This window comes from Blautia sp. MSJ-19 (genome assembly GCF_018918125.1).
In the GTDB taxonomy this organism is placed as follows: Bacteria; Bacillota; Clostridia; order Lachnospirales; family Lachnospiraceae; genus Blautia_A.
On sequence record NZ_JAHLQA010000015.1, the window covers coordinates 31702 to 48275 of the forward strand.

Consider the following 16574-nt stretch of genomic DNA (forward strand, 5'->3'; position numbering starts at 1 on the left):
TTTTACTGATTTTATTTACGAAGTTTATCAATAAATGATGTGAATTTTCCCGGATTTTCTTTGTCCAGTGAGCGGGCATAGATGCCTTTCAGCCAGACGGTGATCACATCGATCAGAACCGGTGCGAAAGTCATCAGGATAAATACCAGGATGATCATTCCAAAATCCAGGGAGCCGAGGGAAAGCAGCTTCTGGAAAATAACGGCCGCGGCAAAAAAGATAAACTGCATGCCGTAAATGATCGTCTTACGATAGGTATTTAATGGTGCATAAACGGTCTTTAATGCTGCCATGTAGTTCCAACCTGTTACAAGGACGCATGCTGTATTCAGCATTGCTGTGGAATGGTATACATTCTGACAGACAAGCATAACCGCAAATACACAGGATGTGATCGTAATCGCCGCCGGAAATGCATTGATGAATACATGTCGCAGGAACGTATGATCAATCTTCTCGTAGTTATTTTCCTGTGCAAGCAGGAACGTCGGGATACCTACCGCACATGCACTGATCAGGGACATCTGAATCGGCTCGAACGGATACGTATTACCAAAGAAGATCGTCAATAACGACAACATAACCGAAAACATCGTCTTGATCAGAAACATGGATGCTGCAGTACGGATATTGTTTACAACTCTTCGTCCCTGATTTACGATATGTGGCATAGATGCAAAGTTAGAATCCAGAAGAACAACATTTGCGATATTCTTCGCCGCATCACTTCCCTGCGCCATGGCAATACTGCAATCTGCTTCTTTCAGAGCAAGGACGTCGTTGACACCATCACCGGTCATTGCAACCGTATGTCCCTGCGACTGCAAAGCCTGTACCATCGCCTTTTTCTGTTGTGGAGTCACACGTCCGAAAACGCTGTACTCCGCAACTGCATCCTGAATCATCTCCTCGGACGTCAGTGTCGTAGCATCTACATATCTGTCGGCATTTCTAAGTCCGGCACGTTTCGCAATCGCTGCAACTGTTACCGGATCATCACCGGAAATCACCTTAAGGTCTACTTCCTGGCTGTCAAAGAATGCCAGGGTGTCCGGTGCCTCCGGACGAATCACATCAGTCAGAAGCATCAATGCAAGAGGTTCCAGTCCTTCCGGAAGCTCCGTTCCTTCTGACATCTGCGGACTGTGTGCCAATACCAGTACACGAAGCCCTTCTTCTGCATATTTCTGACACCGTTCGGTCAGTTCCTGACTGTTTTCCGGAAACAAGAACTGTGCAGCTCCCATCAGGTATGTGCCTTTTTCTTCAAAAACAGCACCACTGTATTTCCGATCGGAAGAAAACGGAATCACATGTTCCAATGTCATCCCCTGCTTCGCCGGGAAACGTTTACGAAGGGCATCAATCGTCGCATTCTGATCTTTGAGCACATACATCATACTGCACATAATCTCACTGATCTCAGTCATAAATGCCGGATTCTCTGACCGAATACTCGTTTCATCCACATTCTCAGATACAAGTGCTTCCTGTGCTTCTAAGTCAGTCTGCCCGGTTCCACTTTCTGCGGCCTGCAGACCAGAAGATTCTGCATCTGCATTTTCTGCCGGTTCCACATCTGTCGCCGGTTCAGTTTCTTCCAGAGCTGTCATTCCACTGGATTTTTCATAAGGTTCCACACGCTCTACACACATGGTTCCTTCTGTGATCGTACCTGTCTTATCCAGACAGAGCGTGTCAACTCTGGCAAGTGTCTCGATACAGTAAAGCTCCTGTACCAGTGTCTTCTTATTCGCAAGAACAAGTGCTCCCAATGTCAGTGCAACGCTGGTCAGAAGAACAAGCCCTTCCGGAATCATACCAAGAACTCCGGCTACCATACTTACAATGGAATCTTTGAATGTATCCCCGACAATATAATACTGCTTATAAAACAGCAGTGCACCAAGCGGCACGATAATGATACTGATCACTTTCAGGATTGCATTCAGCGAATTTTTCAGTTCAGAATTATGACGTTTGAACTCTTTTGCTTCACTGGTGATCTGTGCCGCATAATTATCTTTTCCGACATGGATGATCTGGCAGTTCGCCTCTCCGGAAGTCACGAAACTTCCTGAAAAAAGCTCATCTCCTACATTCTTTGGAAGGTTGTCTGATTCACCGGTCAGGAGAGATTCATTGACCTCTACACTGCCCTCCAGCACCTTCGCATCTGCCGGCACCTGATCCCCGGTCTTAAGACAGACCACATCATCCAGCACCAGTTCTTCTGTCGGAACGGTCCATTTCTGCCCTTCACGGATAACAACGGATTTTCTTGCTGTAAGGATTGCCAGCTTATCGATTGTCTTCTTGGCACGTATCTCCTGGGCGATACCGATCAGTGTATTGATTATAATAATGCATACAAAAAACGCATTTTTATAAGAACCGACTAACAGTACCAGCACCAGAAGTACAAGATTCAGGAAGTTGAAAAATGTCAGCGTGTTTTCTCTTACGATCTGCTTATAGGTTCGGGTATTCGGATTCTCGTCTGCATTGACCTTTCCCTCTGCAATTCGCTCATTTACCTGTTCGTCTGTAAGTCCTGTCAACATTTCACCTCGCTATTTGTTTACTGTTCGCAGAAATCTTCCTGTAAACAGTGATCTCTATTTTACCGTTGGCGTTTCTCCCCTCACAGCCGAATTTATTAATATTCTTCTTCCTCTTCGCCCTCGCTGATATCTGACTTCGGTTTGTCCAGACCTTCAATCACGATACCGTGTTTCTGTGCATAATCCCACAGTGCTGCATGAATTGCTTCTTCTGCAAGAAGGGAGCAGTGTACTTTGACCGGCGGAAGTCCATCCAGTGCTTCCATAACGGCTTTGTTTGTGATCTGCATTGCTTCTTCGATAGTTTTGCCCTTTACCATCTCTGTAGCCATGCTGCTTGTTGCAACAGCAGCGCCACAGCCGAATGTTTTGAATTTGCATTCTTTGATGATATGAGTCTCATCGTCAATGTCAAGGAACATTCTCATGATATCACCACATTTTGCGTTACCAACTGTTCCTACTCCACTTGCGTCTTCGATTTCTCCTACATTTCTTGGATGCTGAAAATGATCCATAACTTTTTCGCTGTACATAATATAAATTCCTCCTGTTATTGTCTTTTGTCTGTAATTGTCTACCTTTTATAAATACAGTTATTCATTTTCTATTTACTGCTGCTGTTTCTTCATGAAATCTTCATACAGAGGAGACATACTTCTCAGATATGGTACGATCTCTTTCAGTTTCTCTACTGTGAAGTCAAGGTCTTCCTTTGTTGTCTCTTCACTTAAGGTAAGACGAAGAGAACCATGCGCAACTTCATGAGGCACTCCGATTGCCAGAAGTACATGAGACGGATCCAGGGAACCTGATGTGCAGGCAGATCCACTTGAACCGCAGATGCCATTCTGGTCAAGCATCAGAAGCATGGACTCACCTTCGATAAACTGGAAGCTTACGTTTACATTATTTGGAAGACGTTTTACTCTGTCACCGTTCAGTCTGGAGTACGGAATCTCGGTAGTAAGACGATTGATCAGATAATCTCTCAGTTCGATTTCTTTCTCTGTACGTTCTTTCATATTTTTCATTGCACGTTCTGCTGCTGCACCGTATCCTACGATTCCAGGAACATTCTCTGTACCTGCACGACGTTTACGTTCCTGTGCACCACCGTGTACAAATGATTTGATCTTAACGCCCTTGCGGATGTAAAGGAAACCGATTCCTTTTGGTCCGTTGATCTTATGTCCGCTTGAGCTCAGCATATCGATATTGCATTCATCTACATCGATCGGAACCTGACAGAATGCCTGAACAGCGTCTGTATGGAACAGAATGCCATGTTCTTTGGCGATGCGTCCGATTTCTTTGATTGGCTGGATAGATCCGATTTCGTTATTTGCAAACATTACAGAAATCAGGATTGTCTCTGGTGTGATCGCTTTTTCCAGTTCATCCAGACGAACGATACCATTCTCATCTACATCGAGGTATGTGATCTTTGCTCCTCTTTCTTTCTCAAGGTATTCGCATGTATGCAGAATAGCATGATGCTCGATCTTTGTTGTAATAATGTGATTACCTTTGGATTTGTATGCTTCAAAAGTAGCTTTCAGTGCCCAGTTATCAGCCTCGCTTCCGCCTGCTGTGAAATAGATTTCTTCTTTCTTTGCATTCAGAACATCTGCGATCTGCTGTCTTCCCTTTGTCACTGCTTCTTTGCTCTTCTGAGCAAAATCATAAATACTTGAAGGGTTTCCGTAATATTCAGTAAAGTACGGAAGCATTGCCTCAACAACTTCCGGAGCAGTTTTAGTTGTAGCTGCATTATCCAGATATATTAATTTACTCATGTTTTTTTCCTCCTGCTTAAAAAATGAAATTTTACATTTTTTCCTGTTGTTTTTTCCGGCTTTCTTCGATCAACTGATCCAGCATCATAGTGTCTACCGCCTGTGTGATACTGTCGTTGATTCGTTTCCACACATATTTTGTCACGCAGATATCGTGATTCTCGCAGGTGCTCTCATCTTCCATTCCGGAACACTGTGCGGCCTCCAGACTCCCTTCCAGGACTCTCAGGACATCACCCACAGAAATCTCTGCCGCCGGACGACCCAGCCGATAACCGCCGCCGGCACCTCTGGTGCTCTCAACCAGACCTGCCTTCTTGAGTTTCGCCATAAGCTGCTCCAGATAGCTGTCTGAGATATTCTGCCGACTTGCAATACTCTGAATGGAAACGGCTTCTGTTTCACAATGCAGACCCAGATCAATCAATGCCTTGAGACCGTATCTTGCTCTTGTTGACAGTTTCATCCACTCACCTCTTTAATTCCTAGTGTTTTCGTCGGATTTATTTCAAAACCTACTTTAACAGAATACATTTGTTCTGTCAAGGAGGTTTTCTGCATATACTGACAAAAAAGCCGCAGGTTATCTATATGTCCAGAAATCGCTTTTTTAAGGGTACTTTTCTCCTTACCTCCGCAGGTCTTCTCAGCCGTATCATGGGCTTCTTTTATAGAATATTCCTCTCCAACATCATTGGTGCAGAAGGAATCGGTCTGTATCAGCTTGTAATGCCCCTGCAGCATCTGGTACTTGCCATGACCGCTTCCGGAATTCAGACTGCACTCTCCCGTATGGTCGCTGCACACAGCGCTCTTGGAGAAAAAAAAGAAGCACGCTCCTGTTTTTGTCTCGGAACCCTCCTCTCCCTCAGCCTTTCTTTGAGTGCTGCCGCCATTTTCTTTCTTTTTTCTGATTTTTTTGCTGTGCAGATTCTTAAAGAACCAGCTGCGTCTTCTTTGATACGTTTTCTTTCTTTCAGTTTTCCGTTTGCGGCAATTCATGCCTGCGTAAACAGCTATTATATCGGCTTAAAAAAGATGGTTTTCCCTGCCGGTATCCAGATTCTCGAACAGACCGTGCGGATTTTTTCTTCATGGCTCATTTATATGATCTGTCTCTCCAGAAACCAGGCCGTCACGGCTTCCATTGCCGTAGCCGGCTCTTTTCTTTCTGAATTTGCCGCTGCTCTCTTTTCTCTTCTTACACTCAGTTTCTGCAGTCCCGGGCATGTCTTTTCTTTCTTTCCCATTTCTGATATCAGGAAAATTTTTTCTGATATCAGTCAGATTGCCCTGCCGCTCACCCTTAACCGCCTGCTGCTTTCCGTCCTCGCTTCTATTGAAGTTGTACTAATTCCACAGCAGCTGCGCAAATACGGACTTTCTTCTTCTCAGGCTCTGAGCCTCTATGGTGTATTCACCGGAATGGCTCTCCCCTGTATTCTGTTTCCTTCCACGATCACCAGTTCTGCTTCTGTTTTATTAATGCCTTCTGTTGCAGAGATGCAGGCTCTTGGATATCGCAAACGAATCCGTTATGTTACTCGTTGTACCTGCAGTGCCAGTCTCCTTCTTGGTTCAATCTGTACCGGTCTTTTTTATTTCGGCGGACTTCCTGCCGGCACTTTACTCTTTCATAATCCGGATGCCGGACTTTACATAAGAATTCTTTCTTTTATCTGTCCGTTTCTTTATATGAATATCGCACTGAACAGTATCCTGAACGGTCTTGGCAAAACCCGCCAGACACTTGTACACAGTATTTTCGGCGTTCTGTTCCGAATTTCTTTTGTAGTATTTGCTATTCCGTCGATTGGCATACGCGGTTATCTCTATGGACTGCTTTTCAGTGAGATCAGTCTTAGTGCCCTGCATATTTATGCACTGTATCACATGGAATCCTGATCTTTATTCTCAAATTACATGACATTCCCTATCGACAAGCACTTTTTAATCGTATATAATAAATGCGATATATCTGATAACTGTCAGATACACCGAGCAATTGCTCCAAACATGTCACTGTTCTTCAAACAGTTGCACGAATATACCATTAAGTCCGCCATCTGACGGACGCGAGGAGGAAATTATGGGATTCACTTTTTTAAAGAAACTGCCTACGCCTGCTGAAATCCGCAACCAGTATCCCATCGATGCTGAAATTCAGGAACTCAAAGCCCAAAGAGATGCTGAGATCCGTGATGTTTTTACAGGCAAATCTGATAAATTTCTTGCAATCATCGGGCCTTGTTCTGCTGATAACGAAGATGCCGTATGCGACTACCTTCTTCGCCTGCGCAAAGTGCAGGACAAAATCGCCGACAAGGTTCTGATCATTCCGCGAGTTTACACAAACAAACCACGTACCACCGGAGAAGGCTACAAGGGCATGGTGCACCAGCCGGATCCTGAAAAAGCGCCTGATATGCTCGCCGGACTTATTGCTATCCGTAAGATGCATATTCATGCGATTCAGGAAAGTGGTTTTACCTGTGCCGATGAAATGCTTTATCCGGAAAACTATCGTTATCTTTCCGATATTCTTTCCTATGTTGCTGTAGGTGCACGTTCTGTAGAAGATCAGCAGCATCGTCTTACTGTCAGCGGTATGGATGTACCTGCCGGTATGAAGAATCCTACCAGTGGCGATTACAGCGTTATGCTGAACTCTGTCGTTGCAGCACAGGGCTCTCATCGTTTTATTTACAGAAGCTGGGAAGTAGAAACAAACGGCAACCCGCTGGCTCACACCATTCTCCGCGGTGCTGTAAATAAACACGGAGAAGCAATTCCTAACTATCATTATGAAGATCTTCGTCTTCTCTGGGAAAAATATCAGGAGAAAAATCTCCAGAATCCTGCTGTGATCGTGGACACCAACCATTCCAACTCCAACAAACAGTATGAACAGCAGGTACGTATTGCCAAGGAAGTTCTGCACAGCCGTATGGTCGATCCGGAACTTCACAAACTTGTCAAAGGCTTCATGATTGAGAGTTATATTGAACCGGGAAATCAGAAGATCGGCGGAAATCATATTTATGGAAAATCCATCACAGACCCGTGTCTTGGATGGGAAGAATCCGAAAAACTTCTGTATACCATTGCTGAAATGTGCTGATTATTTTTTCATCATAAAAAAAGGAACACCATCAGATTTCTCTGTTGTGTTCCTTTTTATTTTCCGTTATATAAAAACCTCACATATATCTCAATGTCTCGGATGCGCCTTCATGTAAACATCTCTCATCTTGGACACCTTGGTTCCCAGATAAATCTGTGTAGAAGAAATATCTGAATGTCCGAGCATCTCCTGTACACTTTTGACATCTGCACCATTCTGGAGCATATGTACTGCAAAAGAATGCCGCAAAGTATGTGGTGTAATATCTTTATGTATCCCGGCAGCTTCTGCATATCCCTTTAGTACCTTCCAGAAACCCTGCCGGCTCATGGACCTGCCGGAACAGTTTGTAAAAAGTGACGTTTCTCTTTTGTCTTTGACAAAGAAGCCTCTGGCATGTTCCATATACTGCATAATTGCATTTCTGCTGACATTCCCAATCGGAATGATACGCTCTTTTCCTGTGTCATGGCAGATCACATATCCCATCTGCAGATTTACATCAGAAAGCTGCAGATGAATCAGCTCACTGACACGCATCCCCGTCGCATAAAGCAGCTCCATCATGGCATTGTCACGAATGCCCTTGGGTGTAGCCAGAACAGGCTGTTTCAGAAGTCTGTCCACTTCCTCCACCGACAGAATTTCCGGCATTTTTTTCTCAATTCTGGGAGCTTTTAAAGACTCTGACGGATCTGTCTGCACGCTTCCTATTTTGAAAAGATAATGATACAATGCGCGGATCGAAGCAACATTTCTGGAAATCGTGGAAGTTGCCAGATTCTCTCTTTTGATCTCGCCAAGATATCCCTGCAGATCTATCTCTGTCACATCTGCAAAGTCGTCAATTCCCTGCTCCTGCAGATAGCGAAGGAGCTTCTTTAAATCTCGTTCATAAGAAATCTCTGTATTCTGCGAAGTATTTTTTGATTCATGTAAATATGCAATAAATTCTGCTATAACTCTTTCCATTTCTTTTACTTCCTGCTCCCTGTGCTCTCAAAAACAAACTCGTCTATTAAAGTTCTTTCAAAAATGTACCTGTATTATACTTGCTATTTTACATAAAATCAAACATTTTTTATGAGCATTTTTGCCTTAAATCCTATGTTTTCAAGCCATTCTACAAAATGTCGTTTTTTTATTGTCAACCTATACTATATCTTGTAAAACTCCTATGTAAAAATTTTTAAATTTCTGATCAAAACTTCCGTGATCACCGGATTACAATACACTTCCAGCAGAATTCCGATCAGCCAAAAAATTCCACACACAAACATACGCAACAGATATCCTCCAACCTGTCCCACAAACATACTATGCTTTTTCCATATGGAAGCAGAATATCCATAAATCTGTTCCATTCCCCAAAACATACATGGCAGATAGATCACATACTGCGGAAAAAGCAGCCCTGCCCCGATCAATCCACCATTCAGTCCAAATTGCAGCACAGACATACTGAGCAGCATGCCGATCAGTAATCCGGAAAGCAACATCCCTGCAACAGCAAAAGGTACTCCAAAAACAGTGATTCCACTACATAGTCCTGACAGAAACAACGTTCCCCTCATACGCAAAACCTGATGCAGATAATCCCGATTGCTCTCTTTTGAGAATATCCCCATCAGATACAGTGCTGATGCCGTATTCTGATGCCATTCCATCCGATACCAAAGATTGGGAAGGAGAATTCCCAATACAAATCCAATTGCAAACAGACTCGATAAGGATATTTTTCCACCTTTCTCCATTAACTGCATATGACCTCCCACCTCCCTCGTAACAGTTTACGAGCAGGCTGTATATTCTAGAACAACAAAAAGAGCATGACACTTTTCAGCATCATACTCTTTATGAACTTCTATGTTTCTGAAAGAATTATTTCGCATAATCAACTGCACGGCTCTCACGGATCACATTGACCTTGATCTGACCCGGATACTCCAATTCAGCTTCAATCTGTTTGGAAATATCTCTTGCCAGAAGAACCATATCAGCATCTGTAACCTGTTCCGGTACTACCATTACACGAATCTCTCTGCCTGCCTGAATAGCAAATGACTTGTCTACTCCCTTGAAATCATTGGTAATATCTTCCAACTGTTTCAAACGGTTTGTATAAGTCTCCAGTGTTTCTCTTCTCGCACCCGGTCTCGCTGCAGAAATTGCATCAGCAGCCTGTACAATACATGCAATCAGAGATTCCGGCTCTACATCTCCATGATGAGAAGCAACTGTGTTGATAACAATTGCTGATTCTTTGTATTTCTTACAAAGATCCACACCAATCTGAATATGTGATCCCTCTACCTCATGGTCAATGGACTTGCCAATATCATGAAGCAGACCTGCACGTTTTGCCATACGGACATCCACTCCGATCTCTCCTGCTAAAATGCCGGAAAGCTGTGCTACTTCGATAGAATGTTTCAGTGCATTCTGTCCATAGCTGGAACGGAATTTCATACGTCCAAGAAGTTTCAGAAGCTCTGGATGGATTCCATGAACGCCAACATCCATTGCTGCATTCTCTCCATCTTCACGAATCTGAGTTTCTACTTCTTTCTGTGCTTTTTCTACCATTTCTTCAATTCTTGCCGGATGGATACGTCCATCAACAATCAGTTTTTCCAGAGCAACTCTGGCAACTTCACGGCGAATCGGATCAAACGCGGATAAAACAACTGCTTCCGGGGTATCATCAATGATCAGGTCAACACCTGTCAATGTCTCCAGGGTACGAATATTTCGTCCCTCACGTCCGATGATTCTTCCCTTCATTTCATCACTTGGAAGCTGTACAACAGAAATCGTAGTCTCGGCAACATGATCAACTGCGCACTTCTGGATCGCATTCACCACATATTCCTTTGCCTTCTTATCTGCTTCTTCTTTTGCTCTGTTTTCCAGTTCCTTGTAGAGTCTGGCGACATCTACCTTGACATCGTCTTCTACACTTCTGAGTAACTCGTCTTTTGCCTGGTCGGAGGTCAGACCGGAAATTCTTTCCAGTTCCTGTACTCCTTTTTGTTCAAGCTCGTCTACTTTCTTTTCTCTTTTTTGTAACTCAGCAACTTTTGCTGTGCACTCTGCCTCACGCTTCTCTACTGCATCCGCTTTCTTATCAACAGACTCTTCTTTTGACAAGACACGTCTTTCATATTTCTGCAGTTCAGATCTTCGTTCCTTGGTTTCCTTCTCAAGTTCATTTTTGGTTCTGAGGGATTCTTCCTTTACTTCCAATAAAGCTTCTCTCTTTTTCGTCTCAGCAGCTTTTAAAGCTTCATCTATGATGCTTCTTGCTCTGTCTTCTGCTGTGCCAACAACTTCAGCGTCTTTCTGTGCCTTGTTGTTAACAGCAACCTTGCAAGTAAGAGGAACCGCAATAAGCAGTGCGACCGCTACAGCGATAATTGCCACAATAATTGTGGTTGCCACAGGAGCACCTCCTTATTTAGTTTTCATTGTACAAATACAACAATACAAGTTTAGCTGTTTTTAGGAATTATGTCAAGTTTTTCTACCTATTTGTTGAAATATTTTTACATTATTCCGTAACCTGATCACTCCGGAAATTGCTGGGAAATATCCATCTCCTCAAGCACAGAAAAGATATCTCCCGAACGAAAACCACGCCTTGCCAGATAACCGAAAAGCCGTCTCATTTCCTTCTCATCAAGCCGACTTCCTGACTGACATTTTTTCTCAATCATCTGCCGCAGGAGTTTTCTTTCATCCGGTTCCTCAAGTTCTGCCATTTCTTCCCATGCTGTCTGTATGATCTGTCTGGAGATGCCCTTCTGCTGCAGCTCCTGAAAAAGCTTCTGCCTGCTCTTCTCATGAATCCGATACATCAGATAATTCATGGCATAACGCTTATCATCCACATATCCGTAATCTTTCACGTAAGCTACCGCATCAGCACTGAGTTCTTCCGAAAAGCCGGCACGGAGAAGCCGATCATACAATCCCTTCTCCGTGCGATCCATATGTTCCAGAAGCTTCAAAGCTTTCTTACGTGCCTCTTTTTGCTGCTGTTCCATATCTGTCATTTAATTATTCCTGTTCTTCTGTAGTATCTTTTGTCTCTGCTTCTGCCGGTTCCTCTCCCGGAAGGAGATGATACTGGATTCTTACCTGTTTCTCGATCTCCTCACAGATTTCCGGATGATCTTTCAGAAATACCTTGACATTCTCTCTTCCCTGTCCGATTCGTTCGCCATTGTAAGAATACCAAGCTCCGCTCTTATTTACAACATTGCATTCAGATGCCAGATCCAGGATCTCACCTTCTCTGGAAATACCGGTTCCGAACATAATGTCAAATTCAGCCTGTTTAAACGGCGGTGCAACCTTGTTCTTTACGACTTTGACCTTGACGTGGTTTCCAACCATCTCTCCGCCCTGTTTCAGTGTTTCTGTCCTTCTGACATCCAGACGTACAGACGCATAGAATTTAAGAGCACGACCACCGGTAGTTGTCTCCGGATTTCCAAACATAACGCCAACCTTTTCACGAAGCTGGTTGATAAAAATAACCACACAGTTAGATCTGCTAATCGCTGCTGTCAGCTTTCTCAGTGCCTGTGACATCAGACGGGCATGAAGTCCGACATGACTGTCTCCCATGTCGCCCTCGATCTCAGCCTTCGGAACCAGTGCTGCTACAGAGTCTACGATTACAATATCGACCGCTCCGGAACGTACCATCGTCTCTGTAATCTCTAATGCCTGCTCTCCGTTATCCGGCTGAGAAATGTATAAATTGTCAATATCTACGCCTATATTCTTGGCATAGACAGGATCCAGCGCATGCTCTGCATCAATAAAGCCTGCGATACCTCCGCGCTTCTGCACTTCTGCAACCATATGTAAGGCAACCGTTGTCTTACCACTGGACTCCGGTCCGTAGATCTCTATGATACGTCCCTTCGGCACCCCGCCGACACCAAGTGCAATATCCAGTCCAAGAGATCCTGTCGGAACTGCCTCCACCACCATATTAGAGCTGGAATCACCAAGCTTCATGACTGATCCCTTGCCGTACTGCTTCTCAATATGTCCAAGCGCCGCCTCCAGCGCTTTCTGCTTCTCTTCATTAATCATCTTATGAATTCTCCTTATGTTATATTTATTTTAACGCTCATACCAAACCTATGTTCGTGTTTTCTTCTTATATGCTATTATAAATCCCGTTTAAAGTCAAGCAAAACTTTTCGACAATATATGCTTTCTTTCTGTCTTTTCTGTACCAAAAAAGAGACACTGTTCCGCACAGTGTCCCTCTTATTGAATCTTTTATTATTTATTTGTCACCGATCAGCCAGTTGTACATTTCCTCATACTGCTGTGCAGAATGACTCCATGAGAAATCTGCTGCCATCGCACGGTCTACCATCTTATTCCATTCACGTTTGTTATCATAGAATACTCGCTCTGCATTACGTACAGTTGCAAGCATTTCATGTGCATTGTAATTTGTAAAGCTGAATCCTGTACCGGTTCCTTCAAACTCATTGTACGGCTGTACAGTATCTTTCAGACCACCTGTCTCACGAACGATCGGCAGTGTACCGTAACGAAGGCTCATAAGCTGACTGAGTCCGCATGGTTCAAACAGAGACGGCATCAGGAATGCGTCTGACGCTGCATAAATTCTGTGTGAAAGTGGCTCATCATAATAAATCTGTGCAGATACCTTGCCATGGTATTTCCAGTCAAAATGACGGAACATATTCTCATACCGTTCTTCACCGGTTCCGAGTACCACGATCTGTACCGCATCCTGGCAGAGCTCATCCATCACATACGCGATCAGGTCAAATCCCTTCTGATCTGTCAGACGTGAAACGATTCCGATCAGCATTGCATTCGGGTCTACCTCCAGACCAAGATCTTTCTGCAGCTGCGTCTTATTTTTCACTTTTTCTTTGCGGAATGTCTTGGCATTGTAATTCTGTACGATGCACTTATCGGTTTCCGGATTGAATACATCATAGTCAATACCATTGACAATACCACGGAGATCATGAGAACGTGCACAGAGCAGTCCATCCAGACGCTCGCCATAGAACGGAGTCTTGATTTCCTCTGCGTACGTATTGCTTACAGTTGTTACTGCATCAGCAAATACAATACCTCCCTTGAGGAAGTTTGCGTCTTCGTATGCTTCCAGCTTATCCGGTGCAAAATAATAATCAGAAAGTCCTGTAATACCCTGAACTGTCTTGACATCCCATACTCCCTGGAACTTGAGGTTATGAATCGTCATAACTGTCTTGATTCCCCAGAAAAACTCATTCTGCTGGAAAGAGTCATGCAGATATACCGGGACCAGACCGGTCTGCCAGTCATGACAATGGATCACATCCGGACGGAAACCGATCACCGGAAGGACGGAAAGAACTGCCTTGGAGAAAAAGGCAAATTTTTCAAGATCCCATGGTGCACTGTCATACGGTTTCGGACCACTGAAGTAGTATTCATTGTCAATGAAATAGAACTGAATTCCGTCATATTCCATATGCATGATTCCTACATAGCAGTTTTTGTACCCCAGATCCATATAGAAATGAGTAATGTATTCCATCTTATCTTTCCATTCCTGTTTCATGCAGGCATATTTTGGTAAAATAACACGGACATCAAAATAGCGTTTATCAAAACATTTTGGAAGTGCGCCTGCTACGTCGGCAAGACCTCCTGTCTTAATAAATGGCACTGCTTCTGATGTTGCAAATAAAATTCTTTTCATCTGTAAATACCCCTCCTTGTTTCCCGATGTCAGATTATTTTCCGACATTTCTGTCTGTGACAGACCTTTTGTTTATTATACTCCAAAATCGCATTATTGGAAAGAGTGATTTTTGTATTCGAGTCGAATTTTATCTGCAATAAGTGCAATAAATTCTGAATTTGTGGGTTTCCCTTTCCCTGTGCTCACAGTATATCCAAACAGTGCATCGATCGTATCCATCTTTCCTCTGCTCCATGCCACCTCTATCGCGTGACGGATTGCTCTTTCGACCCGGCTTGGTGTCGTCTGGTGCTTTTTGGCGATCGTCGGATAAAGTACTTTTGTAATAGAATTCAGCATTTCCATGTCATTGACTGACAGAATGATCGCATCTCTCAGATACTGATATCCTTTGATATGTGCCGGCACTCCGATCTCATGTATGATATTGGTCACATCTGTCTCCAGATTTCTTTTTCCATATGGTGCCGGTTCTTCCCGCACAGTCTGACGGACCGGTTCCCTCATTTTGCGCTCACTGCCTCTCCGAATATGCTTGATTCTGTTCAGGAGTACCTGTTTGTCAAATGGTTTCAGCATATAGTAATAAGCTCCAAGATTAAATGCGTCCTCTGTGATCCGTTCCTGTCCCACCGCGGAAATTACAATAAACGCCGGCTGTTTTTTTACGGAAGTATCATGATTACATTGTTCCATGACCGTCAGTCCGTCCATCTTCGGCATAATAATATCCAGTACCACAACATCAGGCTCTTTTTCTCTGATAATACTACATATTTCTTCTCCATTATGTGCCTTGCCGACCAGTGTCAGGTCTTTATCATCTTCGATCATCTGACCCAGCATATCAGCCATTCTTACATTATCATCTGCAATTGCCACATTCAATTTTTCCATGAGGCTCTTTCCCTCCTAACCTGCTAACCATTCTTCTTTACAACAAGGACATTATAGTGGAAAGGCCTCCGCGAAATCAAGCGAAACCGGCTGAAACACTGGATTTTCGTTCGTCTGAAATCGACATTTCAAGAGTTTTTTTATGCTTATTTTTCTGTAATTCTGCTTTTTCTTTTTTCTTCTGCATTCCCTTTTCCGACAAAAATTTAATTTTCCTGTTCGATGTTTTCCAACATCGTTTCCGCAAAAATGCCGTAACCTCCTGTAGAATCCTGGACAAAAACATGCGTGATCGCACCGGCAAATTTTCCGTTCTGAATCACCGGACTGCCACTCATTCCCTGTACGATTCCACCTGTCATTTCCAGAAGCTGCGGATCTGTCACCTGTATCACAAAGCTTTTGTTGCTGTCCTCATGATTCAGATCGATTCTTGTGATCTCAGCTTCAAATTCCCGCACTTCCCCATCTACACAGCACAGAACAGATGCCGGTCCTGTCTCCAGTTCCTGCTTATATGCCACTTCCATTTTCTTCAGTGAAAGGTCTTCTGACAGGAGCGACAGTTTTCCATAAATTCCCTGCTCGCAGTTTTTATCAATACTTCCTATCACTTTTTCGGCCTCATAATGAATCAGCCCTGACAGTTCTCCCGGATTTCCGCTGCTTCCTTTTTGAATTCCTACGATCTGTGCCTGATACAACGCCCCATCGTTGATATGAAGCAGTTCGCCGGTATCCACATCACTGATTCCGTGTCCCAGTGCTCCGTAATTGCGATCCTGGTCCACAAAGGTAAGCGTTCCAATCCCCTGTGTATTATCCCTGACCCAGATTCCAAGTTTGTAGTCTCCTTTCACATCTTTCACCGGATTGACTGCCAGCGGAATACTTTTTCCTTTTCTTATGACCTGCAGCGTTACCTGCTCCTGATTCAGATTTCTGAGATCTTCTATCAGATCTTTCTTGCTGCGTACCGTTTTATCGTTAAATGCCACAATATAGTCTCCCGGCTCCACAATATTCTTTGCCGGATCTTCTGACTGTCCATCCTGAGAAATGATTTCTCCTGTATCGATCACCAGAACGCCCTCTGTTTCCATGTAGATTCCAACAGTACTTCCGCTCACCAGCACTGACGTACTGTCTGCCGGAATCACCTTTACATCTTTGAACGGAATCATTCCCAGAATCTTCCCTGATAAAAGATAACTGCCATCACCAGAAACCGTGATCGCATCATCAAAAGAAAGCAGCGGATAATCCAGAACATTTTTTACCTGCTGCTCCTGGCCTTCTGATACATAAAGCTCATCCGGAATCTTTCGGTCAAGATAACGATATCCCAGCCATACTACAGCCAGCAGATCCAGCCCTATGATCCAGAAAAGTATGTGCCGGTATTTTTTCTTTCTGTCCATTCTGCCACA

Annotated in this window: 14 protein-coding genes; 2 read left to right on the forward strand and 12 right to left on the reverse strand. The window is 43.8% G+C overall.

Annotation, left to right across the window (positions count from 1 at the left end; translation table 11 throughout):
* Positions 1–11: 11 nt before the first annotated feature.
* The 4 genes from KQI91_RS06300 to KQI91_RS06315 form a co-directional block, all read right to left on the reverse strand.
* Complete coding sequence (locus KQI91_RS06300) at positions 12–2564, reverse strand: HAD-IC family P-type ATPase (RefSeq protein WP_216392007.1); 2553 nt, start codon at positions 2562–2564, stop codon at positions 12–14.
* Positions 2565–2659: 95 nt separating this feature from the next.
* Positions 2660–3100, reverse strand: coding sequence for a Fe-S cluster assembly scaffold protein NifU (gene nifU, locus KQI91_RS06305; RefSeq protein ID WP_015541142.1), 441 nt, complete (start codon positions 3098–3100; stop codon positions 2660–2662).
* A 75-nt stretch (positions 3101–3175) separates the two neighbouring features.
* On the reverse strand, positions 3176–4363 hold the full coding sequence (nifS, locus tag KQI91_RS06310; protein ID WP_216392008.1) for a cysteine desulfurase NifS: 1188 nt from the start codon (positions 4361–4363) through the stop codon (positions 3176–3178).
* A 31-nt stretch (positions 4364–4394) separates the two neighbouring features.
* Complete coding sequence (locus KQI91_RS06315) at positions 4395–4829, reverse strand: RrF2 family transcriptional regulator (RefSeq protein ID WP_216392009.1); 435 nt, start codon at positions 4827–4829, stop codon at positions 4395–4397.
* Between the two features lie 125 nt (positions 4830–4954).
* Between KQI91_RS06315 and KQI91_RS06320 the strand changes: the two genes are divergently transcribed.
* Together KQI91_RS06320 and KQI91_RS06325 are read left to right on the forward strand one after the other, a co-directional pair.
* Entirely contained in the window at positions 4955–6268 is a 1314-nt protein-coding gene (locus KQI91_RS06320; protein WP_216392010.1) for a polysaccharide biosynthesis protein, read from the forward strand.
* A 184-nt stretch (positions 6269–6452) separates the two neighbouring features.
* Positions 6453–7484 (forward strand): 3-deoxy-7-phosphoheptulonate synthase, encoded by a 1032-nt coding sequence (locus KQI91_RS06325; protein WP_216392011.1) that lies wholly within the window; start codon positions 6453–6455, stop codon positions 7482–7484.
* 90 nt (positions 7485–7574) lie between these two features.
* On the opposite strand, the gene xerD is transcribed toward KQI91_RS06325, so the two are convergent.
* The 8 genes from xerD to spoIVB form a co-directional block, all read right to left on the reverse strand.
* Positions 7575–8459 (reverse strand): site-specific tyrosine recombinase XerD, encoded by an 885-nt coding sequence (xerD, locus tag KQI91_RS06330; protein ID WP_216392012.1) that lies wholly within the window; start codon positions 8457–8459, stop codon positions 7575–7577.
* A gap of 203 nt (positions 8460–8662) precedes the next feature.
* Positions 8663–9250, reverse strand: a complete 588-nt coding sequence (locus KQI91_RS06335) for a stage II sporulation protein M (RefSeq protein ID WP_216392013.1) — start codon at positions 9248–9250, stop codon at positions 8663–8665.
* Positions 9251–9368: 118 nt separating this feature from the next.
* Entirely contained in the window at positions 9369–10928 is a 1560-nt protein-coding gene (rny, locus tag KQI91_RS06340) for a ribonuclease Y (RefSeq protein ID WP_216392014.1), read from the reverse strand.
* 125 nt (positions 10929–11053) lie between these two features.
* Positions 11054–11542 carry a regulatory protein RecX gene (locus tag KQI91_RS06345; protein WP_216392015.1) on the reverse strand — a complete coding sequence of 163 codons (489 nt, stop codon included), beginning with the start codon at positions 11540–11542 and terminating at the stop codon, positions 11054–11056.
* A 4-nt stretch (positions 11543–11546) separates the two neighbouring features.
* The gene (recA, locus tag KQI91_RS06350; protein ID WP_216392016.1) at positions 11547–12596 is read right to left on the reverse strand and encodes a recombinase RecA; all 1050 of its coding nucleotides are present in this window, start codon (positions 12594–12596) and stop codon (positions 11547–11549) included.
* Between the two features lie 199 nt (positions 12597–12795).
* The gene (gene glgA, locus KQI91_RS06355) at positions 12796–14244 is read right to left on the reverse strand and encodes a glycogen synthase GlgA (protein WP_216392017.1); all 1449 of its coding nucleotides are present in this window, start codon (positions 14242–14244) and stop codon (positions 12796–12798) included.
* A 93-nt stretch (positions 14245–14337) separates the two neighbouring features.
* Entirely contained in the window at positions 14338–15144 is an 807-nt protein-coding gene (gene spo0A / locus KQI91_RS06360) for a sporulation transcription factor Spo0A (RefSeq protein WP_216392018.1), read from the reverse strand.
* 206 nt (positions 15145–15350) lie between these two features.
* Positions 15351–16565, reverse strand: coding sequence for a SpoIVB peptidase (gene spoIVB, locus KQI91_RS06365; RefSeq protein ID WP_216392019.1), 1215 nt, complete (start codon positions 16563–16565; stop codon positions 15351–15353).
* Positions 16566–16574 lie beyond the last annotated feature (9 nt).